This window comes from Deltaproteobacteria bacterium (genome assembly GCA_016178705.1).
Lineage (GTDB): Bacteria > Desulfobacterota > Binatia > HRBIN30 > JACQVA1 > JACOST01.
Genome location: JACOST010000014.1, coordinates 75,734 through 100,074 on the forward strand (window position 1 = coordinate 75,734; position 24,341 = coordinate 100,074).

The 24,341-nt window shown below is 64.6% G+C and carries 25 protein-coding genes; 13 read left to right on the plus strand and 12 right to left on the minus strand.

Translation table 11 applies throughout. The features are described 5' to 3' along the window. The first annotated feature begins 26 nt into the window (after positions 1-26). Together HYR72_08510 and HYR72_08515 are read left to right on the plus strand one after the other, a co-directional pair. Positions 27-902 (plus strand): aldo/keto reductase, encoded by an 876-nt coding sequence (locus HYR72_08510; protein MBI1815004.1) that lies wholly within the window; start codon positions 27-29, stop codon positions 900-902. 177 nt (positions 903-1,079) lie between these two features. Further along, positions 1,080-1,856, plus strand: coding sequence for an alpha/beta fold hydrolase (locus tag HYR72_08515; GenBank protein MBI1815005.1), 777 nt, complete (start codon positions 1,080-1,082; stop codon positions 1,854-1,856). Here the strand turns inward: HYR72_08515 and HYR72_08520 are convergent. The 5 genes from HYR72_08520 to HYR72_08540 form a co-directional block, all read right to left on the minus strand. After that, positions 1,837-2,493: a cytidylate kinase-like family protein gene (locus HYR72_08520; protein ID MBI1815006.1), complete on the minus strand. Its 657-nt coding sequence runs from the start codon at positions 2,491-2,493 to the stop codon at positions 1,837-1,839. The genes HYR72_08515 and HYR72_08520 overlap by 20 nt on opposite strands. 192 nt (positions 2,494-2,685) lie before the next feature. Further along, complete coding sequence (locus HYR72_08525; GenBank protein MBI1815007.1) at positions 2,686-3,543, minus strand: DUF4215 domain-containing protein; 858 nt, start codon at positions 3,541-3,543, stop codon at positions 2,686-2,688. Between the two features lie 731 nt (positions 3,544-4,274). Next, positions 4,275-5,162 carry an LLM class F420-dependent oxidoreductase gene (locus HYR72_08530; protein MBI1815008.1) on the minus strand — a complete coding sequence of 296 codons (888 nt, stop codon included), beginning with the start codon at positions 5,160-5,162 and terminating at the stop codon, positions 4,275-4,277. After that, positions 5,159-5,938, minus strand: coding sequence for a histidinol phosphate phosphatase (locus tag HYR72_08535; GenBank protein ID MBI1815009.1), 780 nt, complete (start codon positions 5,936-5,938; stop codon positions 5,159-5,161). Before HYR72_08535 ends, HYR72_08530 begins: the two co-directional genes overlap by 4 nt. Before the next feature lie 4 nt (positions 5,939-5,942). Further along, positions 5,943-7,064 carry an acyltransferase gene (locus HYR72_08540; GenBank protein ID MBI1815010.1) on the minus strand — a complete coding sequence of 374 codons (1,122 nt, stop codon included), beginning with the start codon at positions 7,062-7,064 and terminating at the stop codon, positions 5,943-5,945. Between the two features lie 343 nt (positions 7,065-7,407). Between HYR72_08540 and HYR72_08545 the strand changes: the two genes are divergently transcribed. The 6 genes from HYR72_08545 (at position 7,408) to HYR72_08570 (ending at position 13,292) form a co-directional block, all read left to right on the plus strand. Beyond that, complete coding sequence (locus HYR72_08545; GenBank protein ID MBI1815011.1) at positions 7,408-8,580, plus strand: acyl-CoA dehydrogenase family protein; 1,173 nt, start codon at positions 7,408-7,410, stop codon at positions 8,578-8,580. A gap of 17 nt (positions 8,581-8,597) precedes the next feature. After that, positions 8,598-9,476 carry a phosphoribosylaminoimidazolesuccinocarboxamide synthase gene (locus tag HYR72_08550; protein ID MBI1815012.1) on the plus strand — a complete coding sequence of 293 codons (879 nt, stop codon included), beginning with the start codon at positions 8,598-8,600 and terminating at the stop codon, positions 9,474-9,476. Positions 9,477-9,482: 6 nt separating this feature from the next. After that, a complete protein-coding gene (locus HYR72_08555; GenBank protein ID MBI1815013.1) occupies positions 9,483-10,577 on the plus strand; it encodes an acyl-CoA/acyl-ACP dehydrogenase in 1,095 nt (364 codons plus the stop codon). 9 nt (positions 10,578-10,586) lie between these two features. After that, positions 10,587-11,762: a methyltransferase gene (locus HYR72_08560; GenBank protein ID MBI1815014.1), complete on the plus strand. Its 1,176-nt coding sequence runs from the start codon at positions 10,587-10,589 to the stop codon at positions 11,760-11,762. Positions 11,763-11,917: 155 nt separating this feature from the next. Continuing rightward, positions 11,918-12,376 (plus strand): CBS domain-containing protein, encoded by a 459-nt coding sequence (locus tag HYR72_08565; protein MBI1815015.1) that lies wholly within the window; start codon positions 11,918-11,920, stop codon positions 12,374-12,376. A 16-nt stretch (positions 12,377-12,392) separates the two neighbouring features. Further along, positions 12,393-13,292, plus strand: a complete 900-nt coding sequence (locus HYR72_08570; GenBank protein MBI1815016.1) for a phosphoadenylyl-sulfate reductase — start codon at positions 12,393-12,395, stop codon at positions 13,290-13,292. A gap of 95 nt (positions 13,293-13,387) precedes the next feature. On the opposite strand, the gene HYR72_08575 is transcribed toward HYR72_08570, so the two are convergent. Both HYR72_08575 and metF read right to left on the minus strand, forming a co-directional pair. Next, positions 13,388-13,633, minus strand: a complete 246-nt coding sequence (locus HYR72_08575; protein MBI1815017.1) for a hypothetical protein — start codon at positions 13,631-13,633, stop codon at positions 13,388-13,390. A 6-nt stretch (positions 13,634-13,639) separates the two neighbouring features. After that, positions 13,640-14,506, minus strand: a complete 867-nt coding sequence (gene metF, locus HYR72_08580) for a methylenetetrahydrofolate reductase [NAD(P)H] (protein MBI1815018.1) — start codon at positions 14,504-14,506, stop codon at positions 13,640-13,642. Positions 14,507-14,661: 155 nt separating this feature from the next. On the opposite strand from metF, the gene HYR72_08585 reads away from it, so the two are divergent. From HYR72_08585 to HYR72_08605, 5 genes are all read left to right on the plus strand, one after another. Next, on the plus strand, positions 14,662-16,026 hold the full coding sequence (locus HYR72_08585; GenBank protein ID MBI1815019.1) for an OmpA family protein: 1,365 nt from the start codon (positions 14,662-14,664) through the stop codon (positions 16,024-16,026). 11 nt (positions 16,027-16,037) lie between these two features. After that, entirely contained in the window at positions 16,038-16,445 is a 408-nt protein-coding gene (locus HYR72_08590) for a hypothetical protein (GenBank protein MBI1815020.1), read from the plus strand. A 78-nt stretch (positions 16,446-16,523) separates the two neighbouring features. After that, complete coding sequence (locus tag HYR72_08595) at positions 16,524-17,045, plus strand: NUDIX hydrolase (protein ID MBI1815021.1); 522 nt, start codon at positions 16,524-16,526, stop codon at positions 17,043-17,045. Positions 17,046-17,075: 30 nt separating this feature from the next. Continuing rightward, the gene (gene ychF, locus HYR72_08600; protein ID MBI1815022.1) at positions 17,076-18,128 is read left to right on the plus strand and encodes a redox-regulated ATPase YchF; all 1,053 of its coding nucleotides are present in this window, start codon (positions 17,076-17,078) and stop codon (positions 18,126-18,128) included. Between the two features lie 204 nt (positions 18,129-18,332). Then, a complete protein-coding gene (locus HYR72_08605; GenBank protein ID MBI1815023.1) occupies positions 18,333-19,988 on the plus strand; it encodes a hypothetical protein in 1,656 nt (551 codons plus the stop codon). A gap of 72 nt (positions 19,989-20,060) precedes the next feature. On the opposite strand, the gene HYR72_08610 is transcribed toward HYR72_08605, so the two are convergent. From HYR72_08610 to HYR72_08630, 5 genes are read right to left on the minus strand one after another with little or no spacing between them, the layout of a single operon-like run. Continuing rightward, positions 20,061-20,405: a DUF309 domain-containing protein gene (locus HYR72_08610; GenBank protein ID MBI1815024.1), complete on the minus strand. Its 345-nt coding sequence runs from the start codon at positions 20,403-20,405 to the stop codon at positions 20,061-20,063. 31 nt (positions 20,406-20,436) lie between these two features. Then, positions 20,437-21,108 (minus strand): alpha/beta fold hydrolase, encoded by a 672-nt coding sequence (locus HYR72_08615; protein ID MBI1815025.1) that lies wholly within the window; start codon positions 21,106-21,108, stop codon positions 20,437-20,439. A gap of 1 nt (position 21,109) precedes the next feature. Next, a complete protein-coding gene (locus tag HYR72_08620) occupies positions 21,110-22,612 on the minus strand; it encodes a hypothetical protein (GenBank protein ID MBI1815026.1) in 1,503 nt (500 codons plus the stop codon). 16 nt (positions 22,613-22,628) lie between these two features. Further along, the gene (locus HYR72_08625; GenBank protein ID MBI1815027.1) at positions 22,629-23,630 is read right to left on the minus strand and encodes a hypothetical protein; all 1,002 of its coding nucleotides are present in this window, start codon (positions 23,628-23,630) and stop codon (positions 22,629-22,631) included. 17 nt (positions 23,631-23,647) lie between these two features. Beyond that, the gene (locus HYR72_08630; protein MBI1815028.1) at positions 23,648-24,283 is read right to left on the minus strand and encodes a TetR/AcrR family transcriptional regulator; all 636 of its coding nucleotides are present in this window, start codon (positions 24,281-24,283) and stop codon (positions 23,648-23,650) included. Between the last annotated feature and the right edge of the window lie 58 nt (positions 24,284-24,341).

A 24,341-nucleotide genomic window follows, 5' to 3' on the forward strand; every position in this document is an offset into this window, starting at 1 on the left:
GCGAGCATCTCAGCAAGGAGGGTGCAATGGAAGCGATGCCGTTCGGACACACCGGCCATGGCAGCACGCGCGTGATCTTCGGTGCGGCCGCGCTTGGCGGCATGAAACAAGAGAAGGCCGATCAGATTCTTGCGATCCTGCTTGAGTACGGCATCAACCACATCGACACCGCCGCGTCGTACGGCGAGTCGGAGCTCCGCGTCGGGCGGTGGATGGAGCAGCATCGCGACCGCTTCTTTCTCGCCACTAAGACGGGCGACCGCACGTACGCAGGTGCGCGCGACAGTCTACGCCGCTCGCTCGAACGTCTGCGCGTCCAGCGCGTCGACATGATCCAGCTTCACAACTTGGTCGACGAGTCCGAGTGGACGACGGCGATGGGCCCCGGCGGCGCGCTCGAAGCGCTGATCGAAGCGCGCGAGCAGGGGCTGGTGCGTTTCATCGGCGTCACCGGCCACGGCACGCGCGTCGCCGCCATGCATCGGCGCAGCCTCGAACGGTTCGCCTTCGACTCGGTGCTGCTGCCGTACCACTTCACCATGATGAACGAAGCGGAATACGCGGCGGACTTCGAAGCATTGATGTCGATCTGCCGCGAGCGCGGCGTCGCCGTCCAAACGATCAAGTCGGTGGCGCGGCGGCGCTGGCAAGACGACACTGCCCGCCGATTCAGTTGGTATGAGCCGCTCAGAGACCCCGACGCCATCCGCCGCGGGGTGCACTTTGTGCTCAGTCGCCCCGGGCTATTCCTCAACACATCGAGCGACGCCACCATCTTGCGCCACATCTTGGACGCGGCCGTGGAAAAGAGCGAGACACCAGCCCGCGCCGCGCTCGAAGCCGACGTCGCCCGCTATGCGATGGAGCCGCTCTTCGTCCGTGGCGTATCGGATTCGATTTAGAGTCCTCACCACCGAGGCACCGAGATCACAGAGGTCGGACACTGAGAAACCAAGTGATACCGCAGTTCAACGGAAACGACCGGTCGGTATCCGCCACTCGGAAAAGTTCTCTCGGTGTGCCATCTCGGTGCCCTCTGTGCCTCGGTGGTTGGCTGTTCTCTTCCGACTTCGAATAGTATGCCCTACGTCGACCGCAACGGCGTCCGCATCTACTACGAGGACCGCGGCGCGGGTCCAGCGATCCTACTGACTCACGGCTACACGGCGACGCTGCGGATGTGGGATCGGCAAGTCGACGCGTTCGCCGATCGCTACCGAATGATTTGTTGGGACATGCGCGGCCACGGCGAGTCCGACAGCCCGGACGACGCCGGTGCCTATTCGCACGCCGCGACCGTAGCCGACATGACCGCGATCCTCGACACCTGCGGTGTCGCCGAAGCCATCGTCGGTGGGCTGTCGCTCGGCGGCTTCATGTCGTTGGCGTTCCATCTGGCCCATCGCGATCGCGTTCGGGCGCTGATGCTGTTCGACACCGGACCCGGGTACAAGAAGGACGACGGGCGGGCGCAGTGGAATCGTCTGGCCGAAAGTTACGCCGCGCGCTTTGAAGCGCAGGGGCTCGCCGCGCTCGGAAATAGCTCCGAGGTGCGCGTTGCGAAACACCACTCGGCCCAAGGTCTCGCCCACGCCGCGCGCGGCATGTTGGCGCAGCGCGACGCCGCCGTGATCGAAGCGCTGCCGCACATCGCCGTACCGACGCTGCTGCTCGCGGGCGCCAACGACAAACCGTTTCTCGCCGGGATGGATTACATGGCGGCCAAGATTCCGACCGCGACTAAGGTGCTCATCGATGACGCCGGCCATGCACCCAACATCGAGCAGCCCGCCGCGTTCAACGAGGCGGTCGCGAGTTTCCTCGCTCGCGCGGTGCTTAGCTCTGCGCTGCCGTGACGATCACATTGCACGCATGCTCGGGGGTGAGCACGTCGGTGTTGATGACGATGTCGTAGTGTGTCGGCAACTCGTCCTTGACACTGTAAAAGCGCTGAAAGTAGTCGCGCCGCTCGCGATCGGATGCGGCGATGGCGGTGGTGGCGTCTGCGGCGCTGATGGTTTGCGCCGCCGCCAAGCGCTGGGCGCGAGTCGCGGGTGATGCGGTCACCAGTACGCGCAGCACGCCTGCGGTCCCGGCGAGCGCGAGCGATGCGGCGTGGGCGACGATCACCGCGTTGCCGGCGCTCGCCACTTCATGGATGGCGGCGCGGATGAGCACGCGCATGTCGTCATCGGTGGCGTGATAGCCGGTCGGCTCGGGCGCGGCGAAAACTTCGAGCGGTATGCCGGTCGCCAGCGTCACCGGACCGGCCAACTCCTGCGCCGCGGCCAGCTTATCCAGTAACCGTTGCAACAACGGCCGGCGATGTTCGGCGGCAGCAACCAGTTTGGGATCGACCTGCGCGTGATGCGCCGCGCGCGTGATGATCTGCTCATCGATGTAGCGAAAGGCCAACCGCTGCGCGACCGTCTCGCCGATGGTCTCACCTCCGGCGGCGATTGCGCGCGAGATACAGACGACTCGAAAACTCATCCCATACTCCCCTGCTTCCGTCAGCTACGCCGTCAAAATGTCAGACGAGTTCCGGCGATGCAATGATGGAGTGGCCCGCCATCTGTTAGAGCGACGATCTCGGGGCCCGACAGGCCGCGGGAATGCTTGCACCGCTCATGCGGGACGCAGAATGCGAATCTCCCGAGCCATACGCACCCGCGTTGAGTCTCCCTACGGTTTCGGCTTGCACGTCAGCGTGAGAACATCGATGTCGGCCGGCCGCGGTCGGAGGCTGACCGGATCTTTCGAGGGTGATGCCGACACCACAATCACCTTATGCCCAGGCAGAAGGCGGCCGGCCGCATTTCTGACTGGCACTTGAACGGCGGCAAAGCTCGTGCACGAGTTTGCGGTCGTGAGTGGTGGGCTGAAGCCAACGAATCGTCCGCTACAGCGTCCGTTGCCACTGCCGGGTGTGGAATCGCAGTCGCTCGGCGCCGCGCAGAACTGTCCGTGCATCGGCCCGCCGTTGATGCACGAGCCGCGGATCAAGCCACCGAGGCCGCTCGACGCACCCTCAAACGCATCACGGTTGCCCGTGTCGACGGCATCGCGCGGTTTGATCTCATTCGGCAGCAGCAGTTTGATCCGCTCCACGTCCGTTGCCGTGCAAGCGAGCCGGTGCTCGTCCGCATTGAGGCAGAGCGCAACATGGAAGGTACACACGCCATCACCCATCGCCGCACCAAAGTCGCACAGCGGATCGTCGTCGACACAGTCGAGGGAATGTTTCGGCCGCCCAAACCGATCGACAGTTGGCACCGGCTCGAGCAGCCACTCGCTGACGCAGTCGTTCTTCGCCAGCCCGCCGCCGGGACTCAGTTCACTCTGGCACGTCGCGGAGCAGCCATCGCCGCTCGTTGTATTGCTGTCATCGCATTGTTCACCCGGGTCGACCGTCCCGTTGCCACACAAGGGCGACAGGAACCCGCCTCGAACCGCGCGAGCGAGGTTGTAGTCGGTCTTGCTCGGCGCGCTCAGGATACCGACGTTGTAGCACTCGAGCCATGCCGCGCTCGGCGATCCGATGACAGTGGAGGCGGCCCAGTCGTGCAGTGGCGGACCGCAACTACACTCTTGCGTAACGCCGGCGCCATCGATCGTACAGCCGGCGTTGCCGCTACTATCAGGCATTCCACCGGTCGTGCCGCAGTTGGTGTTGAACGCCGCCGGCACGCACGGGACAAGATCCGCCCACACCGCGCAGCCTGGTACGGTCAAATCCACGATGCTCTCGATCTCCGCCGGCTGTCCCGTAGAGCCGTTGCCGGCTGATGCGGGCAGCCGCCAATCCTGGTGTCCCGCAAACGCGGCGCTGTTCAGTCCGGCGAGGAGCACGGTAAAGGCGCTCCCATCCATGGCCGTGCCTGTGCTGCTCCACTGATAGTTGTTGTTCAGGTCGTGGATGCCCCCGGCGTTGTCTTTCTTCTCCCAGACGAGACAGGTCTGCCGGTCGGTGATCGTCCCATCGCCGTTGTCCACGTACCGCGGCGACGCACTCAAATCCGCCGCGCAGGGACCGCACGTGCCGCCTAAGCAAATCAGGGCGTGGGGCGAATCTGTGCCCGCATCGCAGGTCGTACCGTCCGGCTTGCCTACGCACGTCACACCCCGCGCCACTTGCGCAGTGCTGAACAGCGCGACAGACAAGGCCAGTGTCAGTTGGAACCATCTTCGACCCATGAACGCACTCCTTGACGCTGATTCTGAGCGCGTATAGGCACGGTGGCAAGCGGTAAATCTTGTCGGCGGAAGGATGCTCACAGCCGCGCGGACGGCGCGATGATGTGCTCTCCCAACCACTCGACGGCGGAGCGGACCTGATCGGGTGTCTCGGAGATCGGCAAGAGGTGCACCACTTCGTCGACGCCGAGGTCGCGGTAGCGTTTCATCGAATCGAGGCCGCGCGCGGGCTGTGTGTACGGCGAGATCGTGATCGACACGTCTGTGCGTGAACGACCCCGGCGATTGAGCAGGCGGTCGAGGGCCGCCAATCGCTCGGTGGTCATTTCCGGCGTGAGGTTCCAACCGAACCAGCCTTGGCCGATGTCGGTGACGCGGCGTAGCGCGGGATCGCTTTCGCCGCCGAAGATGATCGGCGGATGCGGCTGCTGCACGGGCTTCGGCGCCATGTGCACCGGTGGTAGCGTGTAAAACTCATCGGCGTAACTCGCCTCGTCCTGCGTCCACAGACGGCGCATGATTTCGAGATACGCGCGCGTCCGCTGCGCGCGCCGCTCGAACGGCATCTCCAACGCATCGAACTCTTCTTTGAGCCAACCGATGCCGACGCCGAAGTCGACGCGGCCGTTCGACAGCACATCGAGCCCGGCGACCATCTTCGCCGTGTACACGGGGTTTCGCTGCGGCACGAGGCAGATGCCGGTGCCGAGTCGCACGGTCTTGGTGACCGCGGCGAGAAAGCTCAGCACGGTGAACGGATCACCGAGTCCGCCAGCGGAGGGATCGAGCGGAAAGCGCCCATCGTCGGAGTAGGGATACTGCGACTCGTAGGCATCGACGAGCACGACGTGTTCAGGTGCCCACAGACTGGCGGCGCCGACCTGCTCCGCCGTTTCGGCGAGCGCGCGCAAGAATTCGGGCCGGTTGCCGGCGCCGAATGTCGGAAGAAAAATGCCGATCTTCACCGTCGCCCTCCCAAGTTGGGTTGATGTCGCACGAGATCGAGGATCTCGTCGTGGACACGGCCGTTGGTGGCGAGCGCGGTGCCGGTATAGATCGACGGCACCCCGGCGAAGTCGGTGAAGCGGCCGCCGGCTTCTTCGATGATGATCTTCAGCGCGGCCATGTCCCACGGTTTGAGATCGATCTCGATCATCGCTTCGGCTTGGCCGCGCGCGACGAAGGTGTGGCCGAAATAGTCGCCATAGCCGCGCTGGCGTCCGCTGCGTTCGACGAGTTGCTCGAACGCCGGCCAATAACCGGCCCGTCGCAAGACGTTGAGGCCGCCGAACACGATCATCGACTCGCGCAGGGTGGCGCGGTCGGAGACGTGGATGGGTCCAGACTTGTCGAAAGCGCCGTGGCCCTTCTGCGCATACAGTAGGTCGTCAATCGCCGGCGCGTAGATCACTCCGAGGATGATCTCGCCTTCCTCTTCAAGCCCGATAAGCGTAGCGAAATAGGGAATGCCGCGGATGAAGCTCTTGGTGCCGTCGATCGGATCGACGATCCAACGCGCGCCCGCGCCCTCGCGCGTGCCGAATTCTTCGCCGACCACACCGTAGTCAGGGAACGCCTTGGTGAGGACCTCGACGATGCGTCGTTCGCATTCGCGGTCGGCGACCGTTACCGGTGAGTGGTCGGCCTTCCGTTCGACCGTGAGCGCCGTACGGAAATATTTCAACGCGATCTCGCCGGCGGCGCGCGCGGCGGCAATCGCGATCTCCAATCGTTTGTCCATGGTGCTACCCTAACACACGAGCGACGGCGGTGTTGACGCTGCGCTCGATGGCCATCGACAGCAACGCAAGCACGGCGGTGGCGACGATCGCGATAACAACGAAAGTCGGTAACTCACGGCCCTGCATCGAGTGACCCAGCCAGATCATGTACGGCTGGTGCAGCAGATACAGGCCGTACGAATAGAAGCCGACGCGCGCGAGCGGCGACTGAATCAAGGGGATACGTTCCAACCACTTCGCCACATTGGCCATGATGAGCAACAGGCCGCAGCCGATCAGACCGTCCGCGAACACGTAGAGGAGCAGTCCGTCGTTCGCGTACAGTCCAGCGGTGTAGAGAACGATCCCCGCCAGCGCGGCCATTGGCGAGAGTAGGCGCGCTTCGGTGGCGACGCGCGCCCGCGCGTAGGCCGCGCCCAACACGATGCCGACGGTGAACTCGAAGAGCCGGCACGTGAACAGCGCGCCGAGTAGGAACGCACCGCTGTATTCCGATGGCCACACGATCAGGATGAGGTAGCGACTCACCATCGTGATCGCCGCGCTGGCGACGAGGAACCAGCGCGTGCCCAGCCGCTCGCGCAGCATATGGAGCAGGGGGAATACGAGATAGAGTTCCAGCAGCAATCCGAAGTACCACCACGCGGCGTTGGCGTAGTAGAAGATCGTGGTGAGCGGCACGACGCGATCGCCGAGGAAGCTGAGGATGAAGCGATAGTCGATCGCCTCGATGTGCACTTGCGATGGCGACACCAGATAGATGAGATGCGCGGTCCAGTAGAGCGGGAACAGACGGAGCAGGCGGCTGCGGTACCAGCCGCGCCAAGCGATCGGTGTGTTGCGGCGGGTAACGGAGAAAGCGAGCGCGAAGCCGCTCAGGACAATGAACACGCCGACCGCGTGAAAGCCGAGTGAGGAGAAGCCAAAGAAGGCGGCGCGAGCGATGCAGCCTAACCCGGCGCTGTGGGTCTGCTCGCAGACTTGCGCAACGAATCCATCATCGAGCGGCCACGGGTAGCGACTATCGGCGAAACTCCGAAAGGCGTGGAAATAAACGATCCACAGGATCGATAACCCCTTCACCGTGTCGGGCCAGACGATGCGCTCGGCCGCGCCCATGGCCATGGCGGCAGCTGGCTAGTTGAGGCTGGTCGCCCCTCGCCGGCACGGCGAGGATCCGTCAACGGTTGGTAGGCAACTAGTGCGTGGTGCGTGCGAGAAACGCGCCACCGCTACGAACGGTTCGAGCAAAGCGGTCAGCTCCCCCTAAGCATCACAAGCGCGGAGTTACCGTAACCCCGTGATGCGATCGGTGTCAACCGAGGACAGACCCTGTTGTCGTGACTCGGGATTGGTGAGTCGTGAGTCTGAGCCTCCGCCCGGACCCTCCTAAACCTCGGGTCATGCTCAGAGGAGGGACCACTGCGGCCTTGCACCCATTGCCACGCCGGACTAATTGAACGCGACGATGCGTTACGATTTCACTCCCGAGCAACTCGCCTGGCGCGACGAAGTGCGCGCGTTCATCAAAGAGCATCTCACTGCGGTGATGCTCGATGAGTCGCGCGAGTCGGGGAACGAAGGGCACGGGCCGCTGGCGAAGGAATTCATTCTCAAGCTGCGCGATCGCGGTTGGTGGGGGTTGCCGTGGCCGAAGGAATACGGCGGGCTCGGTCGCTCGGCGATCGAGCAGTGGATCTTCGTCGATGAACTCGAGGGTGCGGGCGCACCGATGCTGCCGCTGACGGTCACGTCGGTGGCGCCAACGATCATGCGCATCGGCACCGAAGCGCAGAGGCAGCATTGGCTCCCGCGCATCAAGAACGCCGAGATCGAGTTCGCGCTGGGCTACTCCGAATCGGAGGCCGGCACCGACCTCGCGGCGCTGCGCACGCGCGCCGTCCTCGATGGGGACGAGTGGGTCATCAACGGCCACAAGATGTGGAACACCCACGCGCATATGGCGACGCACAACTGGCTCGCCGTACGAACTGAACCCGACGCGCCCAAGCACAAGGGCATCTCGATGATGATCGTACCGATGGACGCCCCAGGCGTCACGGTGCAAGGCATAACAGTGTGGCCGGGGTTGCGTACCAACGCGCTGTTCCTCGACAATGTGCGCGTGCCGCGCGACTACTTGATCGGCGAGCGCGGCATGGGCTTCTACTACGCGGCCATGGCGCTCAACTTTGAACGACTCAGCATCGGCTCGGTGGCGATGACTCGCCGTTACTTCCGCGAATTGGTCGCCCATGTGCGCGAGACGAACATCGACGGCCGGCCGCTGCGCGAAGATCCGTGGGTGCGCGAACGGCTCGCACGCTTGGCTGTCGACATCGAAGCCGCGCGCATGCTCGGCCTCGAAACCGCGTGGGCACTGGACGAGGGGCGGGTCCCCGCCGCGGAGTCGTCGATGGCGAAGATTTTCGTCAGCGAGTTGTCGCAACGCGTGGCCGATACCGGCAGCGAGATCCTGGGCTTGGCGGGCCAACTCCATCCTGAAGAACCGTGCTCGCCGCTGCATGGCCGCTTGCAGTGGCTCTACCGCACCGCTCCGTTGCTGGCATTCGGCGGCGGCACGAACGAAGTGCAGCGCACCATCATCGCGTTGATGGGCTACGGTCTGCCGCGCAAGTAGCCGATCTCCGGGAACGTATGGACACGCTTTTCGAATCGCGTCTCACGTCATTGCCGTTGTTGTTTCGCGGCAAGGTGCGCGACATCTATGATGCCGGGCAGTACCTCTTGCTGGTTGCCAGCGATCGTTTGTCTGCGTTCGATGTCGTGTTGCCCACGCCGATTCCGGAGAAGGGCCGCATCCTCACTGAGCTGTCGCTGCTCTGGTTCGCGCGAATGAAGGATCTCGTTCCCAACCACGTCGTGTCGACCGACGTGAGCCCCTACGTTCGCGATGCTGCCGAACGCGCGCCGATCGAAGGGCGAACGGTCGTGTGTCGCAAGGCCGAGCCGCTCAAGATCGAGACCATCGTGCGCGGCTACTTGGCCGGAACCGGTTGGAAGGACTACCAGCGCGACGGTGCGGTATGTGGCGTGCAGCTACCGGGGGGATTGCGTGAAGCGGACAAACTGCCCGAGCCGATCTTCACTCCGTCGACCAAGGCGCCGCGCGGGCAGCACGACGAGAACATCAGTTTCGATCAGGCCGCCGAAATCGTCGGCCGCAGTCGCGCCGAGCAGGTGCGCGAACTGTCGCTGAAAGTCTACCGCGCCGCGGCCGAGTACGCCGAGAAACGCGGCCTCATCATCTGCGACACCAAGTTCGAATGGGGACTGATCGACGACTCGCTGATCTTGATCGACGAACTGCTCACACCCGATTCGTCGCGTTTCTGGCCGCGCGATCAATGGCGTCCGGGCAGCACACCACCGAGCTTCGATAAGCAACCGGTGCGCGACTACCTCGAATCAATCGGCTTCAACAAGCAGCCGCCGGCGCCCGAGTTGCCACCGGCAATCGCGCGCCAAACAACCGAGCGCTATCGCGAAGCGTTGGTACGGCTGAGGGGATACTGACAACCGATGCGTCTCGCACCGACACCCGAGCAGGCCGAGCTGAAGGCGGCGGTCCGCCGCTTTTGCGATGAGCAGATCAATCCCGAGCGGCTGACCGCGTGGGCGCGCACGCCACGCGGGATCGCCGAGAGTACGTGGCGCGCGATCGCGGCGCTCGGCTGGTTCGGACTGGCACTCCCGACCGAATGCGGCGGCAGCGGGCAAAGTGTGATCGAACTCGGTTGTCTGCTCGAAGAGTGCTCGCGTGGCTTGGTGCCGCTGGCAGTGATCGCGGCCATCCGCGGTGCCCGCGCCTTGGCGCAGCTCGATGCCGGCAGCACGGAACTCGCCGACGCGGCGCGCGGCGAGCGGACGGTGACGCTCGCGCTTGACGAACGGCAGTGCCGCGAGCCGGCGAACTTTGCCACGCGCATCGAGACGCGCGGCACCACCACCGTGGTGAACGGCGAGAAGTGGTACGTCGCCGACGCCGCGCACGCCGACTGGCACATCGTGGCCGCCCGCGACGGCGGCGATCTTGCGCTCGTGCTCGTCGCGGTTGAGCCACAATCCGTGACACCGCTGCGCAGCTTCGATGGCGCACCACAAGGAGTCGTTGCCTACCGCAACACGCCGGTGCTCCGCCGGCTCAGCGCGCCCGGGCACGGCACTGCAGCGCTGCGTGGGCTGCGGCACGAACAGCGAGCACTCGCCCTCGCCGAGCAGCTCGGCACCATGAGCGCGGCACTCGACATGACCGTCGCCTACGTCAAGGAGCGCGAACAGTTTGGACAGAAGATCGCCGTGTTCCAAGCTGTGCAGCATCAGATCGCCGATGCCGGCATGGACTACACGGCGGCGCGCAACTTGGCGTGGCAAGCCATCACGCGACTCGCAGCCGGCACAGAAGAGGGTACTGAGTTGGACACTGCCGCCGCGTTCATCGGGCCAGCGTGCAAACGACTCACGCTTAGCGCGCATCATCTGCACGGCGGCGCCGGCTACGTGGTCGAACACCCGCTGCACTGGCACGCCGAGCGCGCGCAAGCGTTGTCCATCCGCTACACGCCCGAGGCGCCGGCACTCGCACGCATCGCGGCCGCGTTGCTCGGGGAGTTGTAAGCCGTAGCCGTGAAACGCAACGCGCTGTCGGTCCTGCTACGCGAGCTGGCCGTTCATCTGCGCGCGGCCAAGTACACGCCGGATGCACTCGCCGAGCGGCTCGGCATTCGCGTGCCCGACGATATCGGACCGCTCAATCACGCCGCCGCAATCGAGCGGCTGCGCGACGACACGTCGGCCGCGGCCACACTCACCCGCCTGTTCTTCCTCGAAGTCGACGAATCGCCCGGGCACGTCCTCGATGCACCCACACAAGACGCGATGCGCGCCGCGGGCCTGCTGCGCACACGCCATCGCCGCATCACGCCGCGACTCCGGCTCGATCCGATCGGCGATCAGTGGCTGCTCTCGGATCTCCGTTTCCGTTCGCCCGATCCACGCGCGCTCGGCTTACCGGCAGGCGATCCGGTGTATCCGCCGAGTAGCGATTCGTTGCTGTTGCGTGACGCAGTGGTGTGTCCCGATGCCAATCGCGTGCTCGACTTGTGTACCGGCTCCGGCGTGCAAGCTCTGTCGGTCGCGGTCCATTGTCGGGACGTCGTCGCGGTCGATGTGAGTGCGCGAGCGGCGGCGATGACGCGAGCCAACGCGGCCCTCAACTGCGTCACCAACATCGAAGTGCGAGTCGGCGATCTGTATGGGCCTGTAGCGGGCGAGCGTTTCGATCTGGTCATGGCCAATCCGCCGTTCGTCCCTTCACCGTATCGGAGGGGTCCAGCGTATCACTCGGGGGGCCCGACTGGTGCGCGCGTGCTCAAACGCATCGTCGCAGGCCTCGCTGAAGTCCTCCAACCCGCAGGCCGGTTCTTTGCCGTGTCGCACCTCGCCTTGCGCGACCGCGAAACCGCAGCCGATGTCGTGCGCCCCTGGTTCGGTAATTTTCCCGGTCGTGCACTCGCGTTGGTACTAGAACGCGGATCGGCGATCGACCTTGCGGCGGCGCAAGCACTGTTCGCACTCAACGCCGGACTCGCCGCCTATGCCGCCGAAGTCCACCGCTGGGTTGCCTACCTTCGTCGCCATCGCGTCCGCGAGGTGATCCTGGTGCTGCTGGTCGCCGAGCGCGGCGGGCGGCGCCGCGCGGTGGAAGTCATCGAGGCATTGCAACGCACCTTGCCGTTGCCGCTCTCCCACCCGCCGCGTCATCATATCGAGCAATGGCTCGCCACCTTGATCCGGCGATAGCCTAGATTCAACGATTCAGCGATAGCCCTTGACGCGCGCGACCGGACGCCGGACAATCCAATTGAAGTTGGGTGCGGGCGGGGCTGGAGCAACACGTCCCTGAGCAACAATCAGTGAGTCGGGGGCGTCTCTCGAAGCGAGGGAGGAGCGGGCCGATGACGACACTGCACGACATCATGCGCGAAGGATTCTTGTTCGTGGTGCAACGCACAGCGCCGGTGGCGCATGCGGTGCGCGAGATGACCGACAACAACGTCGGCATCGTCGCCATCCTCGACGGCGACCGGCTGGTCGGGGTGTTCTCCGAGCGCGACGTGGTCCGCCGCGTGGTTGCCAAGGGACTCGACCCCGCCATTGTACGCGTCGGTGATGTCATGACGCACGAGCTGATCGTTGCCGACGAGAACGAGGACTGTCACGCCGCGATGCGGAAGATGGATCAGGGAAACATCCGCCATCTCCCGGTGGTCCGCCAAGGAAAGTTGGTGTCGATGTTGTCGGTGCGCGATCTGATGCGCGTCGACATGCAGCGCCTGGGCGATGAGATCAAGTTTCTGCACGAATACCTCTACACCGTCCCGCCCGAGCTCGGAGCCGCCGGCGAGCACAAGTGAGCCAGTGCTCTACTAGATGAGGCGACGCGAGCGCGTCGCCGGCGCCGCTCCCCTAGTCGCTTGCGCTCGTCTGGTCGCGCCGCTCTTGCCTCAACCGGGGATACGAGACAAAAGAGAGGTTGTGGCTACCGTCGCAGTTGCCCAACGTGAGGCCGAGTCGCACGCCGACGTGCGCATTCCCGATGCCATCTTGACTGACGTGAACACGGGTCGGTTCGACGACTGGTCGGCGGAACAGATTCTGACCTGGGGTCTCGATACCTTCGCGCCGCGGATCGCGTTGTCCGCTAGTTTTGGCTCGCCCGAGGGTCTCGTCATCCTCGACATGATGCACAAGCTCCGGCCCACCGCCACGCGCGTGTTTACGCTCGACACCGGGCGCATGTTCCAAGAGACCTACGAGCTCATGGATCGCGTGCGCAACCGCTACCAGATCGAAGTCGAGGTCTACTTCCCGCGGCCGGAGGCGGTCGAGGCGATGGTGCGGCAGCACGGGCTCAATTTGTTCTACGACTCGGTGGCGTTGCGCCAGAAGTGCTGCGGCGTGCGCAAAGTGGAGCCGCTGCAACGGGCGATGCGCGATCTCGATGCCTGGATCGCCGGACTGCGGCCCACGCAGTCGGTTACCCGCACGGCGGTGCGCAAGGTCGAGGTCGACGATGTCCACGGCGGCCGGCTGAAACTCAACCCGCTTGCCGACTGGTCGAAGGACGACGTCTGGGCATACATCGACAAACACAACGTGCCGGTCAATGCATTGCACGCAAAAGGCTTCCCCTCAGTCGGTTGCTTGCCGTGCACGCGCGCCATCGAGCCGGGCGAAGACGAACGCGCGGGACGCTGGTGGTGGGAGAATGCCGCCACTCGCGAGTGCGGCATTCACACTGGCTACGAAGAGCAGGGGTCGGGAATCTGACGATTGCGGAATGCGGATTTTCGATTGCGGATTGAAGTATCAGACTCTTCTTCTCCGAATCCGCATTCCGCAATCCCCAATCCGCATTCCGCAATTCACCGGGGTTCCGTGTCGTAGTCCGCGAGTTGCGGAGGGTCCTCATCCACCCACACCATGTGCGCGCCGCAGTGCAGGCACAGCGCGTCGAGATAGGACACCCCGCGGACGCTGCCAAGCGGCAGACGCTGGCGGTGTTTGCGGCCGTTGCCGTCTTCGCAGATGTGGAGCAGCAGCCGCCCTTTGGCCCCGACCGGCATGCGGCGCGGCGGCTGCAACGGCGTGAAGGTGATGATCGTCGCCATAGTTGGCTAATTCCGCAGCTCGGCGAGAATGGTGCGGGTCGCTGGCGACTGATTGAGCGTATAGAAGTGAATGCCGGGCGCGCCACCGGCTAGCAGCTCGCGACACTGCGCCAAGGCGTGCTCGACGCCCACGGCGCGCACCCGCTCCTCATCGTCCGCGACCGCGTGCAGCCGAGCGCGCAACGACTCCGGGATCCGCGCGCCACACATCACCGTCATCCGCTCGATCTGCGCCACGTTGGTGATCGGCATGATGCCCGGCACGATCGGGATGCTGATCCCGCCTGCGCGCGCGCGCTCAACGAAGGCGAAGTAGTCCCTCGTATCAAAGAATAGCTGGGTGATGATGAATTCCAATCCCGCACCAACCTTGCGCGCCAGATGTTCGAGTCCTTGCGCCAGATCGCGGCACTCGGGGTGACCCTCCGGATAGCAGGCGCCGCCGAGCGCAAACGGGTCGTCGCGCTCGCGAATGAAGGCCACCAGCTCCGCGGCGTAACCAAAGCCGTCCGCCGAGCGCCGGAAGTCCGGCTGATCGCGCGGCGCGTCGCCACGCAGCGCTAGCACATTCTCGATGCCGCCGGCGCGCAATTGGTCGAGTTCGGCCGCGAGTTGGGCGCGGCTCGATCCGACACAGGTGAGATGGGCCATCGCCTCGATGCCGACTTCCTGCTTGATGTGCGTCACCCACTCGACCGTCTTATCGCGAATCGAGCCGCCGGCGCCGCAGGTCACCGACACGAAGGCGGGCTCCAATTCGCGCAGCGCGGCGATGGTGCGAAACAGCGCCTCCTCGCCAGCGGCCGTTTTGGGGGGGAAGAACTCGAAGGAGAACACTGGCTCGCTGCGGCCAAACAGTTCAGGAATCTTCACCGCGCAAACATAAAGCACACCGCCACTACCAAGCAAACAGAGGCCGCGCGGCCTTGATTCCGTAGGGCGAGGAACGTAGATTGCCTACGACTTGTCATCGCAGGCGGAACCGGCGATCGGAAGCGCCCGCCTGACACGAAGAAGGAGGGACGGCAATGAACCTGGCGCGGCGGGTTGGGGTGTTGATGGTCGTCACAGCGCTCGGGGCTGGCGCTACGCATCAAGCGTTCGCTGGCGCAACATTGACCGGCGAGACTGGCTTGGTCACCGTTCCGACAACGGAAGTGCTGAAGTCATGGAACGTCCGCGTTGGCGTCTACGGTGACGGTGAGATCGAGACTGACCCGTCCATCGGCGATCGCGATCTCGATCGCGTCGACTTCAGCCTCGCCGCCGGCTTGCTGGAAAATCTCGAGGTCTACAGCCACATCCCCGTCCTCTTCTTCAGCAAAACCGATCCGGTCAGCGGCCCGAGCGGGACCACCGTGGGCCACACGTCCTCCACCACCACCAACGGCGGGCTGCGCTTTGGACTGAAGTACCGTCTCTTAAATGAAGATGACGGCGCCCCGGTCAGCTTTGCCCTGTTGGGCGACATCGTGGTCGGCATTGGCAACAACAATGTGCCCGCGATCCAAGACCGCACGACAGCCTTCAGCCGCCGCGAGACCTACGAAGTCATGGGGATTCTCGATCGCACGCTGTGGACCACTCGCAGCGGTGACGACGGGGTGCTGACGTTGAACGCGGGCGGCTTGTTCTTCGACAAGCCCGCCGGCTATTCGTTCGACAATCAGGGTACCGAGTTCCGCCGCCAGTTCGAGGGGCCGAACACCACGTTCCAAGCGCCGTTCGAGTTTGCCGCCGCCCTCAAGGCGCCCGTGGCCAGCACGCCGTACGGACGCTTCGCGTGGCTGGAAGAGTTCCGCGGCAATACCGGGACGGTCAAGGAGCTGCACGGGTCCATCCCGATGCAGTTGTTCTCCGGCGCTCGCTGGACGCTGCCCGGACAAACCGGCTTAGCGATTCAGGGTGGGCTCGATTTCGGATTGAGCAGCATCCTCGACCAGTACCGTTTCATCGCCGGGGCATCGTGGCAAACGCCATCGCCGCCACCGCCGCCGGTCGTCGTGCCGCCGCCGCCGCCACCACCGCCGCCGCCACCGCCAGCGCCACCAGTCAAGAAGAAGATCGTCCTGCGCGGAGTCAACTTCGACTACAACAAGGCTGACATCCGCCCCGACTCCATACCGACGCTGAAGGAGGCCGCCGCTACGTTGAAAGAGAACCGCGACATCGCCATCGTCGCGATCGGGTACACCGATTCGAGCGGCAGCGAGGAATACAATCTGAAACTGTCGCTGCGCCGCGCCAATGCCGTGCGCGACTATCTGGTCAAGCTCGGCGTCGCGGCCAGCCGAATGACCGTGGTAGGCAAAGGCATGAGTCAGCCCGTTGCAAGCAATGACACCGACGAGGGCCGCGCCCAGAACCGACGCGTCGAATTGAAAATAGAGTAGAGGATGTAGCAATGAAGATCGGTACCATTTTGGTCGCAAGCGTGTTGCTGGCGCAGACAGCGGCACGCCCGACCCTCGCCGCGGACACGCCGGCGGAGAAGTTCGATGTGTTCTGCGCTGAATGGATGCACAAGTTGGAGGTGCGCGAACGCGACAACCAACGCCAGATCCACTGGGTACCGAACGGCCAAGGCGTCGAGGGGCAGTATGTCGGCTACAGCAGCGAACATGTCTGCAAGGTCAAACCGCAAGCCGACGCCAAGGCCCCACCGGTCGGGATCATCATCTACACCGAGTATCGCTACCAAAAGCGGGGCAACGATGCCGTGCTCGCCGAGAGCACGGCACCACAGGCGATCGAAGCGACCGAGGTGACCGAGATCTTTCGCTACGGCAAGAAGGGACAGTGGGAATACTGAAGTGGAGCGGGCGCACACCGTGTAGACCTTCTCTACAGTTTGCGCCCGCCACTCCCGGCTTCACGTGCCACGCCACCAATGTCCGTCATTCGTCAGATCTTCAAGGGCCTGGTTCTCGACGTACGCCTGGAACGGGCCACTCTGCCAACCGGAATGACACTCGATCTTGAAATGGTCCGCCATCCCGGCGCCGCCGCAGTGGTGGCGGTGAACGAGCACAGTGAAGTGACGTTGTTGCACCAGTACCGTCACGCCACCGGCGGCTTCATCTGGGAAATCCCGGCGGGTAAACTCGACGACAACGAATCGCCCGAGCACTGCGCGGCGCGCGAGCTACAAGAGGAAGCGGGGTTGCACGCCGGCGAACTGATTCGCCTCGGGGCGATCTTCACCGCGCCAGGATTTTGCGACGAGAAGATCCATCTGCTCCTGGCGCGCAACCTCAGCCCCGTGGCGCAGCAACTCGAAGCGGACGAAGTGCTCACGATCGACCACTTCTCCATGCAACAAGCGCTGGCGATGATTCGCGCGGGCGCGATCGAAGACGCCAAGAGCATCGCCGGTCTGCACCACGCGGCGGCGTATCTCGGCATCGCGTAACTCGCCGGCTGCGGCACAAGGATCACACGCATGAAAGTTGGCATCGTCGGGTTTGCGCGCGCCGGCAAGACCACCATCTTCAACGCGCTGACGGGATTGCATGCCGCCGTCGGCGGCTACACCGATCCCGGCAAACCGAATCTCGGCACCATCAAGGTACCCGACCCGCGCATCGACCGCCTCAGTGAGATGTTCACGCCGCGCAAGACCACGTATGCCGAGATTGTTTTTGTCGACTTCCCCGGCGGCACCGGCGACAACGGCGGCAGTGCGCTGGACGCGGCGGCGATCGTGCAAATGCGTGACGCCGATGCGCTGGTGCAGATCGTGCGTGGCTTCACCGACCCGATCAGCGGCGACGCTGCGGCGCCCGCGCGCGACATCGAGAACTTTCGTAGCGAGTTGATTCTCGCCGACCTCGCGGTGATCGAGAAACGGATCGAGCGGCTCAAAAGGGAAAAAGGTAAGGAGCGCGAGCACGACTTGTTGCAGCGCTGCCAGCAGGCCTTGGAGGCCGAACAACCGCTGCGCAGTGTGTCCCTGGCGCCTGAGGAGGAGCGCGCGCTCGCCGGGTTCGGTTTCCTCAGCCGCGCGCCGCTCTTGGTGGTGCTCAACGTTGGCGAGGCCGATGCCACCACCGCGCTGCCCGCCGACGTGCAAACCGTCCTGACCCGCGACGGCATCAGCGGGCTCGTGTTATGCGGCCAGATCGAAATGGAGGTCGCCGCGCTCGACGCAGTCGACCGCGCACCGTTTCTCGCCGATCTCGGCATCACGGAGCCCGCCCGTGACCGCTTCATTCGCGCCGCCTACGGGCTGCTCGACCTGATCAGCTTTCTCACCGCCGGCGAAGACGAAGTGCGCGCGTGGACGATCAAGCGTGGTACCCCCGCCGTGAAGGCGGCGGGCAAGATCCACAGCGACATCGAGCGCGGCTTCATCCGCGCCGAAGTCGTCCACTACGACGACTTTGTCACGCACGGCAGCGACGCCAAGTGCCGCGAGGCCGGCAAACTGCGCCTCGAAGGCAAAGAGTATGTCGTCCGCGACGGCGACATCACTCACTTCCGCTTCAACGTGTGAACCGCGGTCGGCCGCTTGGACCCTCCGCTTCGACCATTCGGGCAACGGCAGCGCCAAACCGAGCGAATGGCGGCGCGAACTGACTTGACAAACAAGGCGGTGGCCGACTAGCTTTCTCGCGTTGCTCGTGCGAGGCCATCTCGCCACCAGCAGCACACTACAGCAAACATCGATGTCGATTTCCGAAGCCAAGGAGGAGAGCGTATGAGAGTCAGTCACCTTCGATGGAGAACGCCATGCGTGGTGCTCGCTGCCACGCTGGCGCTCTGGGCAGCGCCGCACGGCGCATGGGCGGTGTGCGGCGACGCGGTGGTCGACAGCGGCGAGGACTGCGACGACGGCGGCACTTGTCCGAGCGGTGATCACGCCGGGGCGCGTTGCCCGGCCAGCGTGACCGACGGCGTGGACTGTGGCGCGGACATTGTCTGCAAACCCGCCGGCGGTGATGGTTGCGCGGCGAACTGCACCACCGAAACTCGCCGGACTTTCGCTTACGCCCCCGGCACGACCTTCTCGCGCATTCAGGGCGCCGCGCTCGGATTGACGTTTCCCATCCTTGGCAGCCAAGTGCTAACGACCAGCTCGCACCCCGACGCAAACGGCAACTACGCGGTCGTGATCAAAGCCGATGATGTCCACATCCAACCGATCAAAGTTGGCTCCCCGGGCAACCTGTGCGCGTGCGTGCGCGGGCAGGCCGTCAAGACCTGCGGCGGCGGCCCGACCGGTCGCCAGTGCACGTTCGACCAACACATTTGCGATGGCAAAAACGAAGGGCCCTGTCTGTTCATCCACGGGCCGGGCAATTCAGCCTCTGGAAAAATCGGCTGCGGGGTCAATGGCCTCTCACCGATCGATGTTGATCTCACTCAAGATCACAACATCCGTTTTTCCGATCCCAGTGCCGACTGCACCGGCCCCGGGCAAATCGAGGATCACGTCGATGAAGGCGCGTGCAACGGCGCCGTGCAAGTCACGACGTCGGGTGACGGGCCAGCGGGTTCGGCGTTGCTACTCAATTCGCTCAACATTCAAACCCTGCCCGACGGTGGGTCCTGCAACGCGGAGCCGAAGATCAGGGTTTGCAAAGGCGGCAGCGCCAACAAGGCCGACTGCACGAACAATCCTGCAGTCTGCGTAGGTGGCGAGTGCATCACCAATCCAGCAGTCACCAGTATCTGCATCCATGGGGTCAACCCCGGTGACAAGTGCACCGGCAATCCCGCCGCCTGCGATGGTGGCGAATGCGTTCCCGCCAAGGGCTTGGATGGCATCGCCTGCACGGATGACGATCCGATCACCGCGCTAACCGCAACGGTGCCATTGACGACCGGGCTCGCCTCGTCGTCGGTTTTGGATGTCAACAATAGCGAAGGGATTATCTTGGGCCCGGGCCAAGAGTGTCCGGTCGGCAACGACCCGCCGACGCTGTGCCTCGCCTCGCAGCAAGGGGCGCCGTTTAGCTGCGACGCGCTCGCGGCGAATCCCACCGGTGGTACCGGCGGCGCCAAGTTTGGGAGCGCGTTCCCGGCGCTCCACAACGTCATCGGCGACTTGATCGTTTCCACGTCGCTGGCGGCGCCGGTCGAACAGCCGGTCAACACCGCGACGCCGACGCCGACGAGTACAACGGCTCCGACCACGACGCCGACGACGCCAACGACGGGCACCTGCGTCGGCGACTGCGGCAATGACGGCGCGGTCACCGTCGAAGAGTTGATTCGGGGTGTGAACATCGCGCTCGGAGTTGCACCACTCAGCGATTGTCCGCAGTTCGATGCCGACCACAGCACGGACGTGACAGTCGAGGAGTTGATCCAAGGCGTGAACATCGCGCTGACCCACTGCCCCGCGGCCTAAGTCGGCAACCGGTCAAACTACGCAACACCGAAGAGGGGGCTCCTGCCCCCTCTTCGCGTTTCAACACGTGCTTCAGGCTGCGTAACGCAGCACGGGGGGCGACAGCGCAGCTCCCGCCGCACCGCGGATGCGCGCCAAATCGGCCGCGACCGCCACGCAGAATGCAGTCAGATCGAGGCCCATCGAGCGGGGCAAACTCATCTGCAAGCGGGCGAGCCCGCGGGTTAGCAGTTTGACCGCGCCCGCCGGCACTCCGGCTTCATCCTTGAGATAGCCCGCCGCAATCTGGATGAGCCCCTGCACTGCGACGCGCTCATCACCGACCAAGTCGTTCCAGAGTTGCTCCCAGATCTCGTGCGCGGCGAAGAAATCGCCGGCGTTGAACAACGTCACCCCGGCGCGCAGTCGATCATCCATCGTTCGCTTCGGGCCAAATGATGAGATCGCGCTAGATCCGCACGATCGGCGACAGCACCTTCTCCTGCAACCACTCGACCAGATCGCCCAGACTGCTCGGGTTGATCTCGTGGCCCATGTCGTACTCCCGATAGGTGACGGGGACGCGCAACCCGCGCAATGCTTCCACCGACTCGCGGGCGCGCGCGACGTCGATCAGTTCGTCGCGCGTGCCATGCTGCACCAGCGTCGGCAACCGGTCGTGCGCTGCGGCGCTGAACTGCTGCGCGAGAGCGGCCGGTAGCCACGAACTGAGCGCGGCCAGACCGGCGAAGCGCTCGGGCTGCGCCAACGCCAGTGCGTACGCCACTACCCCACCCTGACTGAAGCCCAGCATGACCAACTTCTTGCGATCGATCGCATAGCGCGTCAGCGCCGCATCGATGAACGTGCGCAGCGATCCGATCGCGGCACTGAACTGCCCGGGATCAGGCGGCGCCCCCATCGTGATCGGAAACCATCCGTAGCCGTGGCCGTACTCCGGCGACGGACCGAGCGGCACAGTGATCGGCCCCTGCGGACAAATCACTTGAAACTCGCCGCGCGCCAACACCGGCGCCAGTCCCAACAGATCGAGTGCGTTGGCGCCCCATCCGTGCAACGCAAGGATCGTCGGATGCGGGCCATCGCCCTCCGGTTCGAACACGGCGTGAATCAGGTTCATGTCAGATGCTCATATTGTCCAATGCGTCGTACAACTCGCGCCATCTCGCATATCCCATCGCGAACTGCTCCGCACGCGCCGAGTCGGGCGCTTCGTCGTGATGGTGCACCATCGCCGCCACCGCCGCGCGCAAATCGGCATAGAGACCCATTCCCGTGGCGGCCAAGATAGCGCAACCCAGCGGCGCGCTCTCCGGCTCGGTGGCGATGCGCACCGGCAGGCCGACGATGTCGCGGATCAACGTCATCAGCGCGCGGCTCCGCGACAGGCCACCACTGAGGAACAGCGCCGTCGTGCGCGTCGTCGTCAGCGCTTCGATTTGCGCGAGGTTGGCCCGAATCGCGTAGCCGACGCTCTCCATGAACGCGCGCACCAACGCAGCGCGGTCGGGACGCAGGTGCATCGCAGGGAAGGGAAACAGCAACCCGCCCGGCTTGTTCGGCCGCATCTTGTTGAGATCGAACACCGACGGCCCGACGAAGGCGGCGGCCTCGATGGCCGGCGTCTCCGCTGCCCACGTCTCGCCGAGCGCGTAGCGTTCGGCCGGCGAGCGATCGCCCGCGACCAGTTCGAGCAACCATTGATAGGCGTCGCCGGTGTCGCCGGTGTTGCTCTCGATCACCCAACGGTCGGGCACCACGTGACAGCCGGCCCACAGATTCGCTGCGGGATCGAACAGCGGCGCCGCCACCACGCTCTGCACTGGAGTCGTCGTCCCGAGCGTCGCCGCGGTATCGCCGGCGTCGATCGCGCCCGCGCCGAGCAGCGAGCACTGCGTGTCGGCGCCACCAACCAGAACCGGCGTGCCGGCCAACAATCCGCTCTGCGCCGCCGCGGCCGCCGTCACCGCGCCCACCCGCGTGCCCGGGAGCACGACCGGCGGCAGGATGTGCGCGGGAATATCGAAGCGATCGAGTATCTCGCTCGACCACGCGCGGGCGCGCAGATCGAACAGCATCGACTCGGTCGCATTCGACGGCTCCGCGGTCAGCACACCGCTGAGTTGATAGGTCAGCCAATCGCTGATCATCAACAGGTGCGCCACCGGCCGTGGGTCGTGTTTGCGAAACCACAGGTAGCGCGCGATCGGGAAAATGAACGGCGCCGAGTGTCCGGTGATCTGGTGTAGCCGCTCGGGGCCGAGTGTGCCGAGTACCTCCATCCCTTCAGCGAAACCCCGCGCATCGAGGTTGGGGCCAGCATAGATCTCGTGTCCCGCCGCATCGAGGAATACGCAGCCTTCGCGTTGACTGGTGCAGGCCACCCCGGCCACGTCGCGCGGAGCAACGTGGGCGGCAGCCAGCGCCGCCTGCACGCAGCGGCACAGCGCAGCCCAAAACGCGGCGGGCTCGAAGGCGAAGCCTTTGACGAACGGGATCGCTGGATCACGAATCAGTTCGTACGACCACGCCTCGCGCTGCGACGCGAGCGCGCGCCCGGTGCCATCGAACACCGTGCATTTGCCACCGCCGGTGCCGGCGTCGAGCGCTACCAGGACGGACATCAGTGGGAGTGCGCGCTCAGCGCAGTACCTCGGGATTCGCGACGTGCGCCGGCCGTTCGCCGCGCAGGTGGCGCTCGATACCGTCGACGATGATCTCGGTTTGATGACGGATGACGTCGCGCGTCGCCCCGCCGAGGTGCGGTGAGACGATACAGTTGGGCAACTGCACGAAGCGATTGTCCGGCTGCACCGGCTCATCGCGGAAGACATCGAGCGCGACGCCGGCGATGCGGCCGCTGTGCGCCGCTTCGTAGAGCGCATCGTCGTCGACGATCGAGGCGCGCGCCAGATTGAGGAACAGCGCCCCGGGCTTCATCCGCTCGATGCGGGCGCGGCTGACCAACCCGAACGTCTCAGGCATCTCCGGGCAATGAACCGTGACGATGTCCGCGTCGCTCATCAACGTATCGAGATCCACCGCCCGCGCCCCGGCGCTCGTAATCTTCTCTGCGGACACAAACGGATCGTACACCAGGATGGTGCTACCAAACCCTTGCAGGCGTCGCGTCACCGCGCGGCCGATCGCCCCGAAGCCGACGACGCCGACCGTCACCCCACCAAGTTCGAAGCCGCCGTAGTCGCCGTACACCGTGAGATAGTCCTTGGTGCTGGCGAAGCGCATCTGCCCGCCCTTGAGCAGGGTGTTGACGGTGTAGACGTGGCGCGCCAGGCAGAGCATGTGCGCGAGCGTGAGATCGGCGACCGCATCGGCGTTCCGACCGGGTGCGAACAGCACTGGGATACCTTTCGCGGTCGCCCGATCGAGACCGATGTTAATGGGATCGCCACGGCAGCAGCCGATCAGTTTGAGATCGCAGGCATCGAGCACTTCATCATGCACGAGGTCAGCCTCGACGATCAGCACGTCGGCCCGATGCTGTTTGATCAGCGCCGCGAACTTGCTGCCGTCGAAGTGGATCTTCTGATTGACGCGCCAGTCTTCGTGCACGACTTCCATGAGCCGGCGCAGTCGCGCGAGGCCATCGGGATGAAATGAGGCGGTGATGAACGCTTTCACGACGACTCCGCGGTTGACTAACGCAACGCCAGCGTCTTGACCAGATTGATGAGGTAGCTGCGCACGCGCTTGCGCAGCTCCGGCGTGCGCACGCTGCCGCCGAGCAAGCTGGTGTATTGGCGGCTATCGAGCAGGAAGATCAGGAGGACACTATAGATCGTCAGCATGAACAGTTGCGAGTCCGCGTCCTTCATCTTGCGGCCGGCCATTTCGTTGTGAAGGCTGGCGAACACCTTCCACGACGGGATGAGGATGTCGCGTTCGATTTCGACCTGTGAGGCATCGCTCTCGAGCAGCCGGCGCACCATCAGCTTGGGGATGTTGGGATTGTCGGCGAAGAAATCGAACAGCCGTCCCATCGCCGTATCGACCACCGTGCGGCTCGCGGCCGGGTCCGCGATGTGCGCTGGGATCGAGGTGCGGACCAATTCGACGATGCGGTCGTAGATGTTTTGGAAGACCGCGAAGTAGAGCGTCTCCTTCGACTCCCAGTGATAGTGCAGGCTGGAGATGTTGACGCCGGCCTGCGCCGCGATCTCACGCGTCGAGGCCCCTTCGAAGCCCTTGCTCGCGAACACCTGTTCGGCGGCCGAGAGAATGCGCGCCTTCGTCGACGACGGAGCCTCGCGGGCTTTCTGCAGAGCGGAGCGCACGATGAATCCAGTGATTAGAGCAATTGACCCAGCGGCTTTTACGCAATCCGCGCACAGG

Excerpts from the sequence above, each read along its gene's own strand:
- HYR72_08510 (MBI1815004.1), top strand. The coding sequence starts at position 27 with ATGGAAGCGATGCCGTTCGGACACACCGGCCATGGCAGCACGCGCGTG.
- HYR72_08515 (MBI1815005.1), top strand. The coding sequence starts at position 1,080 with ATGCCCTACGTCGACCGCAACGGCGTCCGCATCTACTACGAGGACCGC.
- HYR72_08520 (MBI1815006.1), bottom strand. The coding sequence starts at position 2,493 with ATGAGTTTTCGAGTCGTCTGTATCTCGCGCGCAATCGCCGCCGGAGGT.
- HYR72_08535 (MBI1815009.1), bottom strand. The coding sequence starts at position 5,938 with ATGGACAAACGATTGGAGATCGCGATTGCCGCCGCGCGCGCCGCCGGC.
- HYR72_08540 (MBI1815010.1), bottom strand. The coding sequence starts at position 7,064 with ATGGCCATGGGCGCGGCCGAGCGCATCGTCTGGCCCGACACGGTGAAG.
- HYR72_08545 (MBI1815011.1), top strand. The coding sequence starts at position 7,408 with ATGCGTTACGATTTCACTCCCGAGCAACTCGCCTGGCGCGACGAAGTG.
- HYR72_08550 (MBI1815012.1), top strand. The coding sequence starts at position 8,598 with ATGGACACGCTTTTCGAATCGCGTCTCACGTCATTGCCGTTGTTGTTT.
- HYR72_08555 (MBI1815013.1), top strand. The coding sequence starts at position 9,483 with ATGCGTCTCGCACCGACACCCGAGCAGGCCGAGCTGAAGGCGGCGGTC.
- HYR72_08565 (MBI1815015.1), top strand. The coding sequence starts at position 11,918 with ATGACGACACTGCACGACATCATGCGCGAAGGATTCTTGTTCGTGGTG.
- HYR72_08570 (MBI1815016.1), top strand. The coding sequence starts at position 12,393 with ATGAGGCGACGCGAGCGCGTCGCCGGCGCCGCTCCCCTAGTCGCTTGC.
- HYR72_08575 (MBI1815017.1), bottom strand. The coding sequence starts at position 13,633 with ATGGCGACGATCATCACCTTCACGCCGTTGCAGCCGCCGCGCCGCATG.
- HYR72_08585 (MBI1815019.1), top strand. The coding sequence starts at position 14,662 with ATGAACCTGGCGCGGCGGGTTGGGGTGTTGATGGTCGTCACAGCGCTC.
- HYR72_08590 (MBI1815020.1), top strand. The coding sequence starts at position 16,038 with ATGAAGATCGGTACCATTTTGGTCGCAAGCGTGTTGCTGGCGCAGACA.
- HYR72_08595 (MBI1815021.1), top strand. The coding sequence starts at position 16,524 with ATGTCCGTCATTCGTCAGATCTTCAAGGGCCTGGTTCTCGACGTACGC.
- ychF (MBI1815022.1), top strand. The coding sequence starts at position 17,076 with ATGAAAGTTGGCATCGTCGGGTTTGCGCGCGCCGGCAAGACCACCATC.
- HYR72_08605 (MBI1815023.1), top strand. The coding sequence starts at position 18,333 with ATGAGAGTCAGTCACCTTCGATGGAGAACGCCATGCGTGGTGCTCGCT.
- HYR72_08610 (MBI1815024.1), bottom strand. The coding sequence starts at position 20,405 with ATGGATGATCGACTGCGCGCCGGGGTGACGTTGTTCAACGCCGGCGAT.
- HYR72_08615 (MBI1815025.1), bottom strand. The coding sequence starts at position 21,108 with ATGAACCTGATTCACGCCGTGTTCGAACCGGAGGGCGATGGCCCGCAT.
- HYR72_08620 (MBI1815026.1), bottom strand. The coding sequence starts at position 22,612 with ATGTCCGTCCTGGTAGCGCTCGACGCCGGCACCGGCGGTGGCAAATGC.